12 protein-coding genes are annotated in these 16,800 nt (G+C 65.4%); 5 read left to right on the top strand and 7 right to left on the bottom strand.

Annotated elements, in window-relative coordinates; all coding sequences use genetic code 11:
• Positions 1-133 precede the first annotated feature (133 nt).
• Entirely contained in the window at positions 134-934 is an 801-nt protein-coding gene (locus FIU28_RS09465; protein ID WP_143572693.1) for a L,D-transpeptidase, read from the top strand.
• 228 nt (positions 935-1,162) lie between these two features.
• Here FIU28_RS09465 and FIU28_RS09460 read toward each other — a convergent pair whose 3' ends face one another.
• On the bottom strand, positions 1,163-3,415 hold the full coding sequence (locus FIU28_RS09460; RefSeq protein WP_143572692.1) for a fused MFS/spermidine synthase: 2,253 nt from the start codon (positions 3,413-3,415) through the stop codon (positions 1,163-1,165).
• A 195-nt stretch (positions 3,416-3,610) separates the two neighbouring features.
• On the opposite strand from FIU28_RS09460, the gene FIU28_RS09455 reads away from it, so the two are divergent.
• Positions 3,611-5,242: a phytoene desaturase family protein gene (locus FIU28_RS09455; RefSeq protein ID WP_143572691.1), complete on the top strand. Its 1,632-nt coding sequence runs from the start codon at positions 3,611-3,613 to the stop codon at positions 5,240-5,242.
• A gap of 308 nt (positions 5,243-5,550) precedes the next feature.
• Positions 5,551-6,447 carry a 50S ribosomal protein L11 methyltransferase gene (locus FIU28_RS09450; RefSeq protein WP_143572690.1) on the top strand — a complete coding sequence of 299 codons (897 nt, stop codon included), beginning with the start codon at positions 5,551-5,553 and terminating at the stop codon, positions 6,445-6,447.
• Between the two features lie 5 nt (positions 6,448-6,452).
• On the opposite strand, the gene FIU28_RS09445 is transcribed toward FIU28_RS09450, so the two are convergent.
• Entirely contained in the window at positions 6,453-6,632 is a 180-nt protein-coding gene (locus FIU28_RS09445; protein WP_143572689.1) for a hypothetical protein, read from the bottom strand.
• A gap of 188 nt (positions 6,633-6,820) precedes the next feature.
• Between FIU28_RS09445 and FIU28_RS09440 the strand changes: the two genes are divergently transcribed.
• Positions 6,821-8,662, top strand: a complete 1,842-nt coding sequence (locus tag FIU28_RS09440; protein ID WP_143572688.1) for an aminopeptidase P family protein — start codon at positions 6,821-6,823, stop codon at positions 8,660-8,662.
• A 71-nt stretch (positions 8,663-8,733) separates the two neighbouring features.
• The gene (locus FIU28_RS09435) at positions 8,734-9,954 is read left to right on the top strand and encodes a multidrug effflux MFS transporter (RefSeq protein ID WP_143576119.1); all 1,221 of its coding nucleotides are present in this window, start codon (positions 8,734-8,736) and stop codon (positions 9,952-9,954) included.
• A 169-nt stretch (positions 9,955-10,123) separates the two neighbouring features.
• Here the strand turns inward: FIU28_RS09435 and ligA are convergent, their stop codons facing one another.
• The 5 genes from ligA to lpxC form a co-directional block, all read right to left on the bottom strand.
• A complete protein-coding gene (gene ligA, locus FIU28_RS09430; protein ID WP_143572687.1) occupies positions 10,124-12,277 on the bottom strand; it encodes an NAD-dependent DNA ligase LigA in 2,154 nt (717 codons plus the stop codon).
• Positions 12,278-12,348: 71 nt separating this feature from the next.
• Positions 12,349-12,633 carry a GIY-YIG nuclease family protein gene (locus FIU28_RS09425; protein WP_143576118.1) on the bottom strand — a complete coding sequence of 95 codons (285 nt, stop codon included), beginning with the start codon at positions 12,631-12,633 and terminating at the stop codon, positions 12,349-12,351.
• A gap of 95 nt (positions 12,634-12,728) precedes the next feature.
• Positions 12,729-14,399: a DNA repair protein RecN gene (gene recN, locus FIU28_RS09420; protein WP_143572686.1), complete on the bottom strand. Its 1,671-nt coding sequence runs from the start codon at positions 14,397-14,399 to the stop codon at positions 12,729-12,731.
• A gap of 13 nt (positions 14,400-14,412) precedes the next feature.
• Positions 14,413-15,294 carry an outer membrane protein assembly factor BamD gene (locus FIU28_RS09415; RefSeq protein WP_143572685.1) on the bottom strand — a complete coding sequence of 294 codons (882 nt, stop codon included), beginning with the start codon at positions 15,292-15,294 and terminating at the stop codon, positions 14,413-14,415.
• Between the two features lie 228 nt (positions 15,295-15,522).
• Positions 15,523-16,482: a UDP-3-O-acyl-N-acetylglucosamine deacetylase gene (gene lpxC / locus FIU28_RS09410; protein WP_143572684.1), complete on the bottom strand. Its 960-nt coding sequence runs from the start codon at positions 16,480-16,482 to the stop codon at positions 15,523-15,525.
• Positions 16,483-16,800 lie beyond the last annotated feature (318 nt).

Below are 16,800 nucleotides of genomic sequence, written 5' to 3'. Positions count from 1 at the left end.
TGTCGCCCCGTCGGTGCCCAACCCGGGGATTAACGATGCACGAAAGTGTCACTGGAAACCCGGGATGCCGATAGGCATATTGGGATCGGGACGGCAGGCAATTCAACAGGTTATGGCCCGGAGGCCAAGGTAAATGCGTTCGTTATATGTGGGCTTGATCGGCCTCGCTCTCGTCACCGCCAGCAGCATGGCGCAGGCCAAGATCGCCATCACCGTCGACAAGGACGCCCAGCAATTGACCGTCGTTCAGGACGGCGTCGAGAAATATCGCTGGCCGGTGTCGTCCGGCCTGCCCGCTTACGAGACCCCCAACGGCAGTTTCCAGACCTTCCGCCTGGAGGAAGACCATTACTCCAAGGAATTCGACGAAGCGCCGATGCCGAATTCGGTCTTCTTCACCAAGCGCGGCCATGCCATTCACGGCACCGACTCGGTCAGCCGCCTGGGCACCCCCGCCTCGCACGGCTGCGTGCGGCTGTCGCGTGAGAACGCCGCAACCTTGTTTGCCATGGTCAAGGCCGACGGCGTGCTCAACACCACGGTGACGCTGACCGGTTCATCGACGGTCGCGCTGGCGCGCAACCCGCGTCCGGCCAAACCCGCCGCCGTCGCCCGCCGCCAGGTCGTCCCGGCCGAGCCGACCTATGATGCCGCCGGCAACCCGGTCGAGCTGGTGCCGCAGCCGGCGCCGGGCCGCCGCGTCGTCCGCCAAGCGGCACCGCAGGTCGCCGACGATGGCTACATCTATCCGGCCGACGGCAGCAATTCTGACCAGCGCTACCCCGCGCCGCGCGGCTATCGTCGCATGACCGAGGCCGAGACCCAGCAATATTACGCCAGCCGCGGCTACGCGCAGCCGCAGTACCAGCAGCAACAGTACTACGCGCCGCGCCCCTACCAGCCGCGCGGCCTGTTCGGCGGCTATCAGGACTGAGGCGGATTCGATGCCTCTCTTCCGCGGACGAAGAGAGGCGCGCGGGCAGTTGCCAAACACGTCATGTCGTCCCCGCGAAAGCGGGGACCCATAACCTCCGATTTGATAGTTAACTCTGGGCAGAGCTGCGTTTTCATTTTACCTACAGCGGCTATAGGTACCCGCTTTCGCGGGGACGACAGGTGGTTAGCGAGCGCGCTACTGGCGATAACCGCGAGGGCGTCACGCCTACTCCCCCTCCCGCAACCTCCGCCATACCGCGCCGAGCACGTTGGAATAATCGTCGGTCCATACCCGCTCATGGTCGTCCGGCTCGGTGAGCACCCATTTCGACGACGACGCGAGGCGGCCGATGTCGTCGGCCGCGCGCGCCGAGATCACCACATTGGTCGAGAAGATATAGTCGGCGTCGCGGCCGGAATCCTCGTTGAACACCCAGCTCTTCAGGTCGTTGGCATCCGCGATTCCGACCACCACGCTGGCCAGTTCGAGATGCCGGTTGGAGACGTGCATCACCACCGCGCCACCGGGCGCCAGCTTGGTCTTGTAGATCTCCATCGCCTCTTCGGTCGCCAGATGGATCGGTATGGCGTCCGACGAATAGGCATCGACGATGATCACGTCGTAAATGCCGTCGGGCTCGCGCGCGAAGGTCAGGCGGGCATCGCCGATCACCGGCTTCATGTCGGGATCGCATTTCGAAATATAGGTGAAGTACTTCGGGTCCCGGGCCGTATCGACCATGGTCTGGTCGATCTCGAAATACTTCCAGTCTTCGCCGGGCTGTGCGGCGCAGGCCAGCGAGCCTGATCCCAGCCCGATCACGCCGACGCGGAGCGGGCCGCCCTTGCGCTCGCGCATCGCAGCGATGGCGGTGCCGATGCCGCCGTCCTTGTAATAATACGAGATCGGCTCGGGACGGCCGGTAACCGGCGTGCCGTCGTCGTTGAGGAATTTCTCGGCGCCGTGGATGGTCGTGCCGTGCATCAGCACGTGATATTGCTTGTTGGTGGTCACCACGATCTTGTGCACGCCGAAGAAGCTGCGCACGGTCTCGACGCGGCCGTCGTCGGAGGGATAGGCGCGGATCAGTACCAGCGCCAGCACCACGATCGCCAGCAGCCGGATGCGGTTGATCTTCAGCAGCACCGCCAGCAACATGATGACGATGGCGAGGCCCTTGATGATATTGACGCGGTTGTCGTCCATCCAGGTAAACATCGGACCGCTGGTCCATGCCGGACCGAGCAGGGCAACGGCCACGATCGCCAGCAACGGCCAGTACCAGCCGCCATACCTGGCAAAGCGCTCCCCGCCGGGCGGGCGGCACAGCACCGCAAGCGCGATCAGGATCGGATATTCGGCGATCCAGGAGAAACTGAACGGCGCGATCAGCCCGGCAAACAGCCCGCCGACCATGCCGCCGAACGACAGCGCGACGTAGTAGCCGGTGAGATATTTGGCGTCAGGCCGGGCTTGCGCGAGCTCGCCGTGGCAGGCCATCGCGATGACGAAGAAGCACAGCAGACTGCCGCCGAGCGTCAGCAGCAGGTTCTGCTCGCCGCCGATCGCCAGCAGCACGATCACCACCGCAATCGCCACCGGCTGCGCCACCAGCATCAGCCAGTGCGGCAGCAGCGGCCGCGACTGGAACACCAGCACCCAGGTGAGCAGATAAAGCGACAGCGGCATCACCCACAGCAAGGGCGCCGACGCGATGTCGGTCGAGATGTGCGCGGTGACGGCGATCAACAGGCCCGACGGCACCGCGGCGAGGAAGATCCAGCGCGCCCGCAGCGCCCACGACGGCGCTGGCGCCTCGCTCTCGCCTTCGGCCGGCACCGGCATCACATAGACGGGCGATTTCAACAGCAGCATGCCGCAGCCGGCGATCAGCAGGATCAGCAGGCCGTAGCCGGCGGTCCAGATCAGGTTCTGCGTGCGCAGCGAGAACATCGGCTCCAGCAGCACCGGATAGGTCAGCAGCGCCAGGAAACTGCCGATATTGGAGGAGGCATAGAGGAAATACGGATCATGGCCCTGCGGATGGCCGGTACGCACGAACCACGCCTGCAGCAGCGGGTTGTTGGCGGCGAGCGCGAAGAACGGCAGGCCGATCGATACCGTGAACAGGCCGAGCAGCCAGAACGCATAGCCCGAGGCCGGCGGATCGCCCCAGCTCGACGCGATTGACAGCGGCAGCGTCAGCAAAGCTATGACCAGCAGCACGAGATGGATCACCACCGGGATCACCCGGCTGCGCAGCTGCATCAGATAGTGCGCATAGGCGTAGCCACCGAGCAGCAGCGACTGGAAGAACACCATCGCCACCGACCACACCGCCGGCGAGCCGCCGAGCCGCGGCAGCACCATCTTGGTGAACAGCGGCTGCACCGAGAACAGCAGCAGCGCGCTGGTGAAGATGGCGGCGGTATAGACGATCAGCAGCAGGCGATGGCGGGCAGCGGGCAGCGACGTCATGAAAGCTCCGGCTTGGAGTCGGCGGGCGCCGAGGCTTCGGTATCCGGCAGATCGCGCGCCGGCGCCGGAATGGAGCATAGCTGACCGCGGCGGGCAATGCGGGGCGGTGAGGAACCGAACTCGTGATAGCCTAGTGCGGGACGCTGGCCTCTCTGATAAGACCGCCCGATGAACCTTGGATGAAATGCCAGCGACATGTCTGACGCCTCCGACATCGACGTCCTGATCATCGGCGCCGGCCATAACGGCCTGACCTGTGCGGCCTATCTCGGCATGGCCGGGCTGCGCGTGAAGGTGGTCGAGCGCCGCCATGTCGTCGGCGGCGCTGCGGTGACGCAGGAGTTTCATCCCGGGTTCCGCAATTCGGTCGCGGCCTACACAGTCAGCCTGCTCAATCCCAAAATCATCGCCGATCTCGAATTGCGCAAGCACGGGCTAAGAATCGTCGAACGCAAGGCGCAGAATTTCCTGCCGGCGCCGGACGGCAGCTTCCTGCTGACCGGCGAGGGCCGCACGCGGGCCTCGCTGGAAAAGCTCAGCCCGCGCGACGCCGGAAGGCTCGATGCCTTCACGCTCGAACTGGAGCGGATCGCCGACGTGCTGCGGCAATTCGTGCTGCGCGCGCCACCGAACCTGGTGCAGGGTTTCGGGCTGAACGGTATCTCGGAGGCCATCAACGCGCTCGGCACGGCCAAATTGCTGCGCGCGCTTTCGATGGATCAGCAGCGCCTGCTGCTCGACCTGTTCACGGCGTCGGCCGGCGAGATGCTCGACGACATTTTCGAGAGCGATCTGATCAAGGCGCTGTTCGGTTTCGACGCCATCGTTGGCAACTACGCCAGCCCATATGCCGCCGGCTCCGCTTACGTGATGCTGCACCACGCCTTTGGCGAGGTGAACGGCAAGAAGGGCGTCTGGGGCCACGCCATCGGCGGCATGGGTGCGATCACGCAGGCGATGGCGGCCGCGGCGCGGTCGCATGGCGTTGAGATTGAACTCGACAACGGCGTGCGCGAGGTGCTGGTCGAGGGCGACCGCGTGGTCGGCGTCATCCTCGACAATGGCGAGAGCCTGCGCGCGAAATATGTCGCCTCCAACGTCAATCCGAAGCTGCTGTACACGCAGTTGATGCCGGAAGGCGCGCTGGCAAAACCGTTCCGCGATCGCATCGGCAAGTGGCGCAACGGCTCCGGCACCTTTCGCATGAACGTGGCACTCGCCGCCCTGCCCTCCTTCACCGCTTTGCCCGGCACCGGCGACCATCTCACCGCTGGCATCATCCTGGCGCCGAGCCTCGGCTACATGGACCGCGCCTGGCTGGACGCGAAGCAGCACGGCTGGAGCCGCCAGCCGGTGGTCGAGATGCTGATCCCGTCCACGCTCGACGGCACGCTATGCCCGCCCGGCCAGCATGTCGCCAGCCTGTTCTGCCAGCACGTCGCGCCGGTACTGCCGGACGGCGCGTCGTGGGATACGCATCGCGACGAGGTCGCCGACCTGATGATCGCCACCGTGGACAATTACGCGCCGGGCTTTGCGCAGAGCGTGCTCGGCCGCCAGATCCTGACGCCGCTGGATCTGGAACGCGATTTCGGCCTGCTCGGCGGCGACATCTTCCACGGCGCGCTCAGCCTCAACCAGCTGTTCTCGGCACGCCCGATGCTCGGCTTCGCCGATTACCGCGGGCCGCTGCGCGGCCTGTACCATTGCGGCTCCGGCGCCCACCCCGGCGGCGGCGTCACCGGCGCCCCCGGCCACAACGCCGCGAAAGCCATCCTGCGCGATCACCGCGCGCTGTTCGACCGGGGATTGCCGGGCTGCTGCTGAAATTTTGCTGTCATTCCGGGATGCAGCGGACGGCGTAGCCGGCCGATGCATCCCGGAATCCCGACATGTTCATCGTCCCATCTCGAGGTTCCGGGCTCGCTCGCGCTGGTGCGCTCGCGCCCCGGAATGACAGCTGTGGGCCACCTTGTGGAAAAGCCGGTGGACAACCGGTGCGCAACGCTGTGCAGGACCGGTGCAAAATCCCTGCACAAGCCGGTGCATAAGCATGGCATAAGCCGGGTAGAGATCTGTGCCCACGCCCTGGATGGCGTGTGGATGAACACCCTTCAACGACCGCCCGGACTGACATGACCGCCATCATCACCCCCGCCACCACCCGCGCCACCTTTGCGATCGGCACCGAGGCCGCCGCAAAGCGGGTCGTCGATCTGCTCAATGAGAGCTTTGACGACGGCCAGGCGGCCATCGCCGCGTTCGAGCGGCCGGACGGGCGCTGGGATATCAGCGTGCATTTCGCCGAGCCGCCGCACGAGGACGCGATCCGCGATCTCGTGGCACTGGCCGCCGACGCCGACGTCGCGCGCTCCATTCTGTTCGACACGGTCGATGCCAAGGACTGGGTGGCCGAGAGCCTGCAGGGGCTGGCGCCGGTCTATGCCGGGCGCTTCATCGTTCACGGCCAGCACGACCGCGACCGCGTGCCGCCGAACAAGCTCGGCATCGAGATAGAGGCGGCGCTGGCGTTCGGCACCGGGCATCACGGGACCACCCGCGGCTGCCTGCTGTTTCTAGATCACGTGCTGCGCTCGGCGACGCCGAAACGGGTGCTGGATCTCGGCTCCGGCACCGGCGTGCTGGCGATTGCCGCCGCCAAGGCGCTGAAGCGCCGGGTGCTGGCGACCGACATCGATCCGGTGTCGGCGCTGGTGGCGCGCGAGAACGCGCGGTTGAACGGCGTCGGTAATCTCGTGGAATCGGTCTGCGCCACCGGCTTCGCCTCGCCCGCTTTCGGCGAACGCGCACCGTTCGATCTGGTGCTGGCGAACATTCTGGCCAACCCGCTGCGGCAGATGGCGACGCAGATGGCCGCGCATCTGGCGCCGCGGGCGCATATCATCCTATCCGGCCTGCTGCCGCACCAGGCGATGAGCGTGATCGCCGCCTACCGCGCGCGCGACATCGTGCTGCTGCGGCACCAGCAGATCGAGGGCTGGAGCAGCCTCTTGATGCGGCGCGCGGGATAGCTGCGTTACTTCGGAAGCGGCTTGTCGGTATGGTCTGCGCTGTCGATGCGCTCGGCGCGCTGGATGCGCGCTTCGACGAATCGCCCGAGCACCTGAACGATGACGCCGCGCTGTTTGGTTTCGATCGGTGGCAGAGGACCGCGCCGGACCGGCGGGGCAATTTTCTCGAACGTAAAAGCAGGCATGTGTATCCCCTCTTCGTTGAGTTGAAACACTCTCGTTGGAGCATTGTCACACCGACAACGGACGCTGCGGTGCAAATGTTCCATGCGACGACTTGTGCTTGAAATAATGCAAGCACGATCTATGCCAGACTGGCGCAACCCTGCCCTTCGATTGCCGCCACGATTGTGCCCACTTAAGGTAACGCATCATGTTCGAGGCCGTTTTCCAGACCTTTGAAGAGCCCGAAAGCGGCGTCGCGCTGACCGCGCGGCTGGCGGCGTTTCGCGAGGAACTGCTGCGCGCCGGGCTGACCGGATTCGTGATTCCCCGCGCGGACCAGCAGCAGAACGAATATGTACCGCCGTCCGAGGAGCGCCTGGCCTGGCTCACCGGCTTCACCGGCTCGGCCGGTCTGGCGATCGCGCTGGCGCACGAGGCCGCGGTGTTCGTCGACGGCCGCTACACGCTGCAGGCCGCCAAACAGATCGACCTGCGGGCCTGGCGTGTCGAGCCGCTGATCGAACCGCCCCCGGAACAATGGCTCGGCGAGCATCTGAAGGCCGGCGACCGCCTTGGTTTTGATCCGTGGCTGCACACTTCTGCGGCAGCCGAACGGCTGGCCGCGGCCTGCGCCAAAGCCGGCGCCGAACTGGTCGCCGTCGACCACAACCCGCTCGATGCGGTGTGGGGCGAACGCCCGTCGCCGCCGCTCGGCGCCGTATCGGTGCATGCGCTGGAATTTGCCGGCGAGTCGGAGGCCGACAAGCTGGTCCGGATCCGCGCCGAGATCGCCAGACTCAAGGTCGATGCGCTGGTGCTGTCGGATTCACATGCGGTGGCCTGGACCTTCAACATTCGCGGCGCCGATGTCTCCCACACGCCGCTGCCGCTGTCCTACGCGCTGGTGCCGAAGGACGGCCGGCCGACGATCTTCATCGATCACCGCAAGCTCTCCAATAGCGCACGCGCGCATCTCGAGGCCTGCGCCGAGGTGCAGGAGCCCGACGCGCTTGCCGCCGCCTTGACGGAACTCGCGGCGGCCGGCGCATCGATCGCGCTCGACAATGCCACCGCGGCGGACGCGCTGAGCCGGCTGATCACCGCGAGCGGCGGCAGGCCGGTGCGCGGCAATGATCCGGTGGCGCTGCTCAAGGCCGTCAAGAACGCGGTGGAGATCAAGGGCACGCAGACCGCGCACCGCCGCGACGCCGTGGCGCTGGCGCGCTTCCTCGCCTGGATCGACCGCGAGGCGCCGAAGGGCGGATTGTTCGAGATCGATACCGTCGAGGCGCTGGAGACCTTCCGCCGCGACACCGGCGCTCTGAAGGACGTCTCGTTCCCGACCATCGCCGGCACCGGGCCGAACGGCGCCATCGTGCATTACCGCGTCACCCGCAAGACCAACCGCCGCATCGCGCCTGGCGACCTGCTGCTGATCGATTCCGGCGCGCAATACGAAGACGGCACCACCGACGTCACCCGCACCATCGCGATCGGCGAGCCGACCGAGGAGATGCGCGATCGTTTCACCCGCGTGCTGCGCGGTCATATCGCGATTGCCCGCGCGGCGTTTCCCGATGGCACCTCCGGCGCGCAACTCGATACGCTGGCGCGCCAGTTCCTGTGGCATGCCGGGCTCGACTTCGCGCACGGCACCGGCCACGGCGTCGGCAGCTATTTGTCGGTCCATGAAGGCCCGGCGCGGATTTCGAAAGTCGGCACCACGCCCTTGAAGCGCGGCATGATCCTCTCGAACGAGCCCGGCTACTACAAGGCAGACGGCTTCGGCATCCGCATCGAAAATCTGGAGCTCGTGGTGGCGGCCGATATCGACGGCGCCGAGCAGCCGATGAACCAGTTCGAAACGCTGACACTGGCGCCGATCGATCGCCGGCTGATCAATGCCGGCCGCATCAGCCTGCGTGAGCTGAAGTGGATCAACGACTATCACGCCCGCGTTCGCCGCGAGGTGATGCCGTTGCTCGACGACGAGCCGACGCGGGTCTGGCTGCACGCCGCCACCGAACCGCTGGATCAGCCACAAAAATAAGAAAGCTCGATGTGAACGGCACGACGCCCGCGACGACGACCGACCCCATCGACCCTTCGACATCCCGCGTGATGCTGCTGTTGCTGGTGGCGATGACCGGCATCGCGCCGATCTCGCTCTACATGCTGGTGCCGGCGCTACCGGTGCTGGCGCGCACCTTCGGCAGCGACATCTCCATCGCGCAGATGACGGTGTCGCTGTTCATGGTCGGGCTGGCGTTCTCGCAGCTGATCATGGGGCCGCTGTCGGACCGTTTCGGGAGGCGGCCGGTGCTGCTTGCCGGGCTCTGCCTGATGGTGATCGCCGGCATCGGCGGCGTATTCGCCGAGACGCTGCCGCAGCTGATCGCCGCACGCTTTTTCCAGGCGCTCGGCGGCGCCACCGGCATGGTGATGAGCCGCGCCATCATCCGCGACCTCTATCCGCGCCACCGCGTCGGCGCGATGATCAGCCTGGTCATCGCGGTGATGATGATCGCCCAGATGCTGAGCCCGCTGGCCGGCGGCCTGCTGGAGATCGGCTTCGGCTGGCGCTCGATCTTCTATGTGATCACCGCGGTGTCGATCGTCATCACGCTTGCCATCGCCGTGGCGCTGCCGGAGACCCGTCGCTTCAGCGAGCGCGTCGCCGGCGGCGGCTTCGTCGCCGACCTCAAGGTGCTGGGCAACAGCCGCAGCTTCGTCGGCTATCTCCTGTGCTACGTCATCGCCTCCTGGATCATCTTCACCTTCGCCGGCGGCGGCCCCTATGTGGTGGTCAACCAGATGGGCCGCAGCGGCGCCGAATACGGCGCGTGGTTCGTCACCTCGGGCTTCGCCTATCTGGTCGGCAATTTGTTCTGCGTGCGACTGGCGCCGCGCCGCTCGATCGAGCAGCTGATCTGGTTCGGCCTCGCTTTGCAGCTCGTCGGCGCGCTGCTCAACGTCGTCTGGGGTCTCACCGGTCTGAACCAGCAGCCGGCCTGGCTGTTTCTCACGCATATGATCGTGATGTTCGGCAATGCCTTCGTGATGTCGAACGCCGCCGCCGGCGCGCTCAGCATCCGGCCGCAGGCCGCCGGCTCGGCGTCAGGCATGATGGGCTTCCTGCAGATGGGGCTGGGCGCGCTGTGCTCGCAGTTCGGCGCCTGGCTCGGCGGCCATTTCCAGACCGCGATCCCGCTCAACATCTCGCTCGTCGTGCTGTCGCTCGGCTGCGCCGCGTCGATGTTCTTCCTGATCCCGCGCAACGGAAAGGTCGCGACGGCAGCGATGATAGAGAAGGCGGAGGGCGAAGAGACGGGGCTGTTGTAGCAACGCGGTGTCTTCCTTCTCCCCTTGTGGGAGAAGGTGGCACGGCCGCAGGCCGTGACGGATGAGGGGTTACCAGGCTCGGAGCTTGCGGCGACCCCTCACCCGTCTCGAACCGCTTCGCGGTTCGATCCTTCCCTCTCCCACAAGGGGAGAGGGAAGGAAGCAAACATTATCCCTCGATCAGCTTCAGCCACTCGTCTTCGGTCAGCACCGTAACACCCAGCTCCGTCGCCTTCTTCAGCTTCGAGCCGGCATCTTCGCCGGCGACTACATAATCCGTCTTCTTCGACACCGAGCCGGCGACCTTGGCGCCGAGCCGTTCGGCGCGGGCCTTGGCCTCGTCGCGGGTGAATTTGGTCAGCGATCCCGTGAACACGACGATCTTGCCGGCGATCGCTGTGTCGCTCTTCGCCTGCTCGACATCTAGCACCTCGATTTCGTCGAGCAGTTCGCCGAGCGCCTTGACATTGCGCGTCTCGGCGAAGAACTCGACCACCGCGTCCGCGACGATCTCGCCGACGCCGCCGATATTGTTGAGGTCCTGCCAGGCCTCCGAATTGTTGCCCTCGGCGGTCTGCCCGGCCGCGGCGGCCAGCATCGCGTCGCGGAACGCGGCAAAACTGCCGTAATGCTTCGCCAGCAGCTTCGCGTTGCCCTCGCCGATGTGGCGGATGCCGAGCGCGAAGATCAACCGATTGAGCTCGATCTTGCGCCTGTTGTCGATAGCGGAAAACAGATTGCGTACCGAGACTTCACCAAAGCCTTCGCGGTCGATGATCTTCTTCGAGGAACGCTCATCGCGCTTCTGCAGCGTGAAGATGTCGACCGGATGCATGATCAGGCCGTCGTCATAGAATTCCTGGATCTGCTTGTCGCCGAGCCCGTCGATGTCGAAAGCCAGCCGCGAGACGAAATGCTTCAGCCGTTCGACCGCCTGCGCCGGACAGATCAGCGCGCCGGTGCAGCGCGTGACGACCTCGCCGTTCTCTCGGATGGCGTGGCTGCCGCAGGCCGGACAGGTCTTGGGAAATTCATAAGGCTTCGACTCTGTCGGCCGCATCGTTAGCACCACGCTGACCACCTGCGGGATCACGTCGCCGGCGCGCTGGATCACGACCGTGTCGCCCTCGCGGATGTCGATGCCGTCGTGCACCGGCTGGCCGTCATTGCCGACGCCCTTGATGTAGTCCTCATTGTGCAGCGTGGCGTTCTGCACCACGACGCCGCCGACCGTCACCGCCTGCAGCCGCGCCACCGGCGTCAGCGCGCCGGTGCGGCCGACCTGGATGTCGATCTTGTCGAGGATGGTGGTCGCCTGCTCCGCCGCGAATTTATGCGCGATGGCCCAGCGCGGCGCGCGGCCGGCAAAGCCCAGTCGCGCCTGCCAGTCGATACGGTCCACCTTGTAGACCACGCCGTCGATGTCATAGGGCAGCGACGCGCGCTGCTCGCCGATCCGGCGATAGAACGCCAGTGCGTCCTCGACGCTGGCGCATTGCGTGATCTCCGGATTGACGGTGAAGCCGGCCTGCTTCAGCCAGTCAAGCATGCCCCACTGCGTCGGCTCGTCGATGGGATAGTCCGACATCTCGCCCCAGGCATAGGCGAAGAATTTCAGCGGCCGGGAGGCGGTGACCGAGACGTCTTTCTGCCGCAGCGAGCCGGCGGCGGAATTTCTGGGATTAGCGAACGGGTCTTCACCCGCCTCGACCTGGCGCGCGTTCAGCGCGAGAAAATCGCTCTTCAGCATGTAGACCTCGCCGCGCAATTCGCAGGCGGCGGGATGATTCTTGCCATGCAACTTGTTCGGAACGTCGTCGATGGTGCGGACGTTGGCGGTGACGTCTTCGCCCGTGAACCCGTCGCCACGGGTGGCGGCGCGCACCAGTTCGCCGTGCTCATAGCGCAGCGACAGCGACAGCCCGTCGATCTTCGGCTCGGCGACGATGGCAGGCACCTCGTCGAGCTTGAGGAAGCGCTGGATGCGCGCGACGAATTCGGCGACCTCCTCGTCGCTGAACGCATTGCCGAGCGACAGCATCGGCACCGCATGCTGCAACTTGGCAAAGGCGCGCGAGGGAGCGGCTCCCACCGTCTGCGTCGGCGAGGCGCCGCTGACCAGATCGGGAAATTTCTGCTCGATCGCCTCGACGCGGCGGCGCAGCGTATCGTAGTCGGCATCCGATATTTTCGGCGCGTCGTTCTGATAGTAGGCGACGTTATGTCCCTCCATCTCGAGCGACAGCCGCATCAACTCGACCTTGGCTTTGGCCTTGGTGAGGGTGGCGAGGTCGGGGGAATTCTTCGCTGCTGTCTTGGCCATTCTCACACTCGTCATTCCGGGGCGCGTGCGCATTTTGCGCGCGCGAACCCGGAATCCCATCATGATTGCTCTTACACGATCGAGGCATACAAATCATGCCACTCGGGATTGCCGGCCTCGATCAGCGCGACCTTCCACGCGCGTCGCCACTTCTTGAGTTCCTTCTCACGGGTGATCGCAGTCAGCGGATCGTCGTAGATCTCGAACCAGACCAGCGAGTCGACATTGTATCGCGAAGTGAAGCTTTTGACCGCATGCGTCCGGTGCTCATAGACGCGGCGAACGAGATCGTTGGTGACGCCGATGTACAGCACACCGTTCTTCTTAGATGCCAGCATGTAGACGTAATACGGCATGACGGCAGAGTGTTCGGCGGAACGGCGCAAAACACAACGGGATTCCGGGTTCGCTCGCGCTGGCGCGCTCGCGCCCCGGAATGACGGTTTTTGGCTTAAGCCGCGCCCTTGAGCAGCCGGTCGGCGGCGGCTCTGGCTTCCGCCGTGATCTCTGCCCCCGCCAGCATGCGGGCGATTTCCTCGCGGCGGGGGTCGGCGGCCAGCGTGTTGACGCTGGTGGCGACGCGCTTGCCCTTGTCCAGCGCGTCCTTGGAAATCAGCAGATGCTGGTCGGCACGCGCCGCGACCTGCGGCGCATGCGTCACCGCCATCACCTGGACCTTGCCGGCCAAGCGCGCCAGCCGCGCGCCGATGGCGTCGGCCACCGCACCGCCGACGCCGGTGTCGATCTCGTCGAACACGAGCGTGGGTGCGGAGCCCTTGTCGGACAGCACCACTTTCAGCGCCAGCAGGAAGCGCGACAGCTCGCCGCCGGAGGCGACCTTCATCATTGGGCCGGCACGTGTGCCGGGGTTGGTCTGCACCCAGAACTCGACGCGGTCGATACCCTGCGGCCCCGGGTTCTTCGCGTCCGTCTCGACCTGGGTCATGAATTTGGCGCGCTCCAGCTTGAGCGGCGCCAATTCGGCGCTGACCGCCTTGTTGAGCTTCTCGGCCGCCTTGGTGCGCGATGCCGACAGCTTGGCGGCCGCGGCGCTGTACTTGCCATCGGCAGTGGCAGCGGCGGTCTCCAGCCCCTGCAACTGCCCGGCGCCGGCATCGATGGTCGCGACGTCCGCTATGAACTTTGCGGCCAGCGCGGCCAGGCCATCCACCGGCGTCGAATATTTGCGCGCCGCGGCGCGCAGCGCGAACAGCCGCTCCTCGATGCGCTCCAGCTCGGAGGGATCGAAGTCGGCGGCGATCAGGGCTGCGGTGAGGTGCTGGTCGGCCTCCTCCAGCGCGTTGATGGCGACGTCGATCGCCTTCACGGCGGGCTCGACCAGAGCGGGCGACGATCCGGCGCGGCGCTCCAGCCGGCGTACCGCGGCGGCCAGCGTCGATATCGGCGAATGGTGGCCGGAGACGGCGTCCTGCGCCTCGCGCAGGTCGGCGGCGATCTTCTCGCCCTGCATCATGCCGGTGCGACGATCCGCAAGCTGGGTCTCCTCGCCGTCCTTGGGCTTCAGCTTCTTCAGCTCGTCCGCGGCATGGCGCAGATAGTCGGCGTCGCGGGCAGCGCGCTCCATGTTGGCGCGGTGCGCCTCCAGCGTTGCGTAGGCGGCCTTGCGGGCCTCCCAGAGCGATTCGAGAGAAAGCACGTCCTTGTCCAGGCCGGCGAAGGCATCGAGCAGCCGGCGGTGCGTGGCGGCGTCGACCAAAGCGCGCTCGTCGTGCTGGCCGTGGATCTCGACCAAGGCTGCGCCGACCGATTTCAGCGTCTGCACCGAGGCGGACTGGTCGTTGATGAAGGCGCGGGTACGGCCGTCGGCAAGCTGCACGCGGCGCAGGATCATCTCGCCGGTGTCTTCAAAGCCGTTGGCGGCGAGAATCGCCAGCGCGGGGTGGCCCTTCGCGAGGTCGAACACCGCCGTGACCTGGCCCTGTTCGACGCCGTGGCGGACGAGCCCGGCATCGCCGCGGCCACCCAGCGCCAGCGCGAAAGCATCGAGAAGAATGGATTTACCTGCGCCGGTCTCGCCGGTCAGCACCGCCAAACCGCGGGCAAACTCGATATCGAGCCGTTCGATCAGGACGATGTCACGGATCGAAAGACGGGCCAGCATGGGGGTCTAGTTCCTAACCGAGGCCAAATCGCTTGAAGGCCTTGCTCAGGTAAGACCCCTTGTTCTCGCTCGGCTCGAGACCGCCGGACTTTACAAGATTATAGGCGTCTTTGTACCACTTGCTGTCAGGAAAGTTGTGGCCAAGCACGGCGGCGGCGGTCTGCGCCTCGCCGACGATGCCGATCGCCATATAGGCCTCGGTAAGGCGCATGAGGGCTTCCTCGACGTGGCGGGTGGTCTGGTACTGCGTCACGACGGTCTTGAAGCGGTTGATGGCGGCGGTGTAGTCGCGCTTGTCCGCGTAATAGCGGCCGACCGACATTTCCTTGCCGGCCAGCTGGTCACGGGCGCCTTCCAGCTTCTTCTTGGCGGAGGTGGCGTATTCCGAGGTCGGATATTTGCGCACCACTTCCTCGAGCGCGGCCATCGCCTTTTCGGTGCGGCCCTGATCGCGGGAAATGTCGGGGATCTGGTCGTAATGCGAGGCGGCGATCAGATATTGCGCGTAAGCGGCGTCCTGGCTGCCGGGATGCAGCGTGACGTAGCGCGTCGCCGACCCGATCGCGGTGTCGTAGTCGCCCGCTTCATAGGCTGCGTAGGACGACATCAACAGCGATTTGCGGGCCCAGTCGGAATAGGGATGCTGGCGATCGACTTCCTCGAACTTCTTCGCCGCGGCCTTCGGATCCTTGCTCTGGTTCATGAGGTAAAGGCCCTCATTATAGAGCTTGTCGGCGGGCTCCTCGACGAAGGTCTCGTCCTTGGACGCAAACTTGTCCCACAGCGCGCCGGTGCCGCAGCCGCTGAGCGGAACGGCGAAGCCGATGAGGCCCAAGGCCAACACCAGCCGGCGGAAGGAGCTGCGCGATTCGAGCGGGATACGCTGTGTCGACATAGATGAGACCTGACGCCTGTATGCGGTGCCTGCGCGTTCAACGCTGAAATGCGGACTAGCCGGCTACGTGCCCGTAGCTGCCAAGACCGCGCGCCTGTTTAGCCTGATAAATTCCGTTAACCAACCGGATACGCAGCCTTTTCGCCGGGATTAAGGCGAAGATGGCGGCAATACAGCGGGTTATAGTTACCGGAGGTGTCGGGACGCCAAGACGTCCGGGCAAGCGTGTCAGGAAACGTCGGGGCCGAAGGCCGGGGCGATCATGCCGCCGAGCATGCCGCCGGCAACCTCGGCGCGCGGACGGCGGGCTGCGACCTGGTCGGCTTCGACGATCTTCCAGGCCGAGCGATCGGCCATCAACGCCATCAGAACCGCGTTGTTGAGCTTGTGGCCGCCGCGGACCGAACGGTAGGCGCCCAGCAGCGGCAGGCCGGCCAGTGCGAGATCGCCGACCACGTCCAGCACCTTGTGGCGGACGCATTCGTCGGTGAAGCGCAGGCCTTCGGTGTTGAGCAGGCGGTCGTCGTCGAAGACCACCGAATTGTCGAACGAGGCGCCGAGCGCGAAACCGGCGCTCCACAGGCGGGTGACATCGTTCATGCAGCCGAAGGTGCGGGCACGCGCGATGTCGCGGCGGAAGCTCTGCGGGTTGAGGTCGAGGATGTAGTTCTGGCGGCCGATGATGGGATTGGCGAAATCGATTTCGACTTCGGCGCGGAAGCCCGCTGCATGAGGGCGAATTTCGCCGAACGAATCGCCGATCGCGACCTGCACCGGCTTGAGCACCTGGATGAAGCGGCGGCGGGCGGCCTGCTCGACGATGCCGGCCTGGTCGATGGCGGCGACGAAGGGGGCGGCGGAGCCGTCCATGATCGGCACTTCCGGGCCATCGACTTCGATGGTGGCGTTATCGACGCCCATGCCGCGCAAGGCGGCGAGAACGTGTTCGGCGGTGGAAACCAGCGGACCTTCGCGATCGCCGAGCACGGTGGCGAAGGCAGTGGCGGTGACGGATTTGGCGTTCGCGGTGATTTCGCGGTCCGGACCATCGAGGCCGGTACGGACAAAAATAAAGCCTGCATCGACAGGCGCGGGGGACAGGGTCAGACTGACGGGCAAACCGGAATGGACGCCGACACCCGTGACGGTGGCTTGCGACCAAAGCGTTGTTTGACGACTGAATTTCATTCTAACCCCACCTGCGACTCACTCAGATCTGCCGACCGGCGTTTCTGAATTCCCCGAGTCGCGGCAACCATACCGGCTGCCACAAAGTGCGCCAACTCACGCTTTTTTACTGATTGTTACCCAACGTCCGCCGCATTCGAGCCAAGCGTTGACCGACTTTGCCATCGTTTCCGCATGTTTCAAATCCACGCGAAATCGCAAATACCTGATTAATGTTTTAAATTCAGATACTTAACAAAGAGTTTGATGCGGCAGCGCAGCAAAGACAAAGGCCCCGGCATCGCTGCCGGGGCCTTTGTCGTCGTCATGATTGTAACA

This window comes from Tardiphaga sp. vice154, from assembly GCF_007018645.1.
Lineage (GTDB): Bacteria > Pseudomonadota > Alphaproteobacteria > Rhizobiales > Xanthobacteraceae > Tardiphaga.
This window is presented reverse-complemented; position numbering and strand designations above follow the sequence as displayed.

What these genes read in the sequence shown, in the direction of transcription:
- FIU28_RS09455 (WP_143572691.1), top strand. Translation starts at nt 3,611, where the DNA reads ATGTCTGACGCCTCCGACATCGACGTCCTGATCATCGGCGCCGGCCAT.
- recN (WP_143572686.1), bottom strand. Translation starts at nt 14,399, where the DNA reads ATGCTGGCCCGTCTTTCGATCCGTGACATCGTCCTGATCGAACGGCTC.
- ligA (WP_143572687.1), bottom strand. Translation starts at nt 12,277, where the DNA reads ATGGCCAAGACAGCAGCGAAGAATTCCCCCGACCTCGCCACCCTCACC.
- FIU28_RS09465 (WP_143572693.1), top strand. Translation starts at nt 134, where the DNA reads ATGCGTTCGTTATATGTGGGCTTGATCGGCCTCGCTCTCGTCACCGCC.
- FIU28_RS09445 (WP_143572689.1), bottom strand. Translation starts at nt 6,632, where the DNA reads ATGCCTGCTTTTACGTTCGAGAAAATTGCCCCGCCGGTCCGGCGCGGT.
- FIU28_RS09425 (WP_143576118.1), bottom strand. Translation starts at nt 12,633, where the DNA reads ATGCCGTATTACGTCTACATGCTGGCATCTAAGAAGAACGGTGTGCTG.
- FIU28_RS09460 (WP_143572692.1), bottom strand. Translation starts at nt 3,415, where the DNA reads ATGACGTCGCTGCCCGCTGCCCGCCATCGCCTGCTGCTGATCGTCTAT.
- FIU28_RS09440 (WP_143572688.1), top strand. Translation starts at nt 6,821, where the DNA reads ATGTTCGAGGCCGTTTTCCAGACCTTTGAAGAGCCCGAAAGCGGCGTC.
- FIU28_RS09450 (WP_143572690.1), top strand. Translation starts at nt 5,551, where the DNA reads ATGACCGCCATCATCACCCCCGCCACCACCCGCGCCACCTTTGCGATC.
- FIU28_RS09415 (WP_143572685.1), bottom strand. Translation starts at nt 15,294, where the DNA reads ATGTCGACACAGCGTATCCCGCTCGAATCGCGCAGCTCCTTCCGCCGG.
- lpxC (WP_143572684.1), bottom strand. Translation starts at nt 16,482, where the DNA reads ATGAAATTCAGTCGTCAAACAACGCTTTGGTCGCAAGCCACCGTCACG.
- FIU28_RS09435 (WP_143576119.1), top strand. Translation starts at nt 8,734, where the DNA reads ATGCTGCTGTTGCTGGTGGCGATGACCGGCATCGCGCCGATCTCGCTC.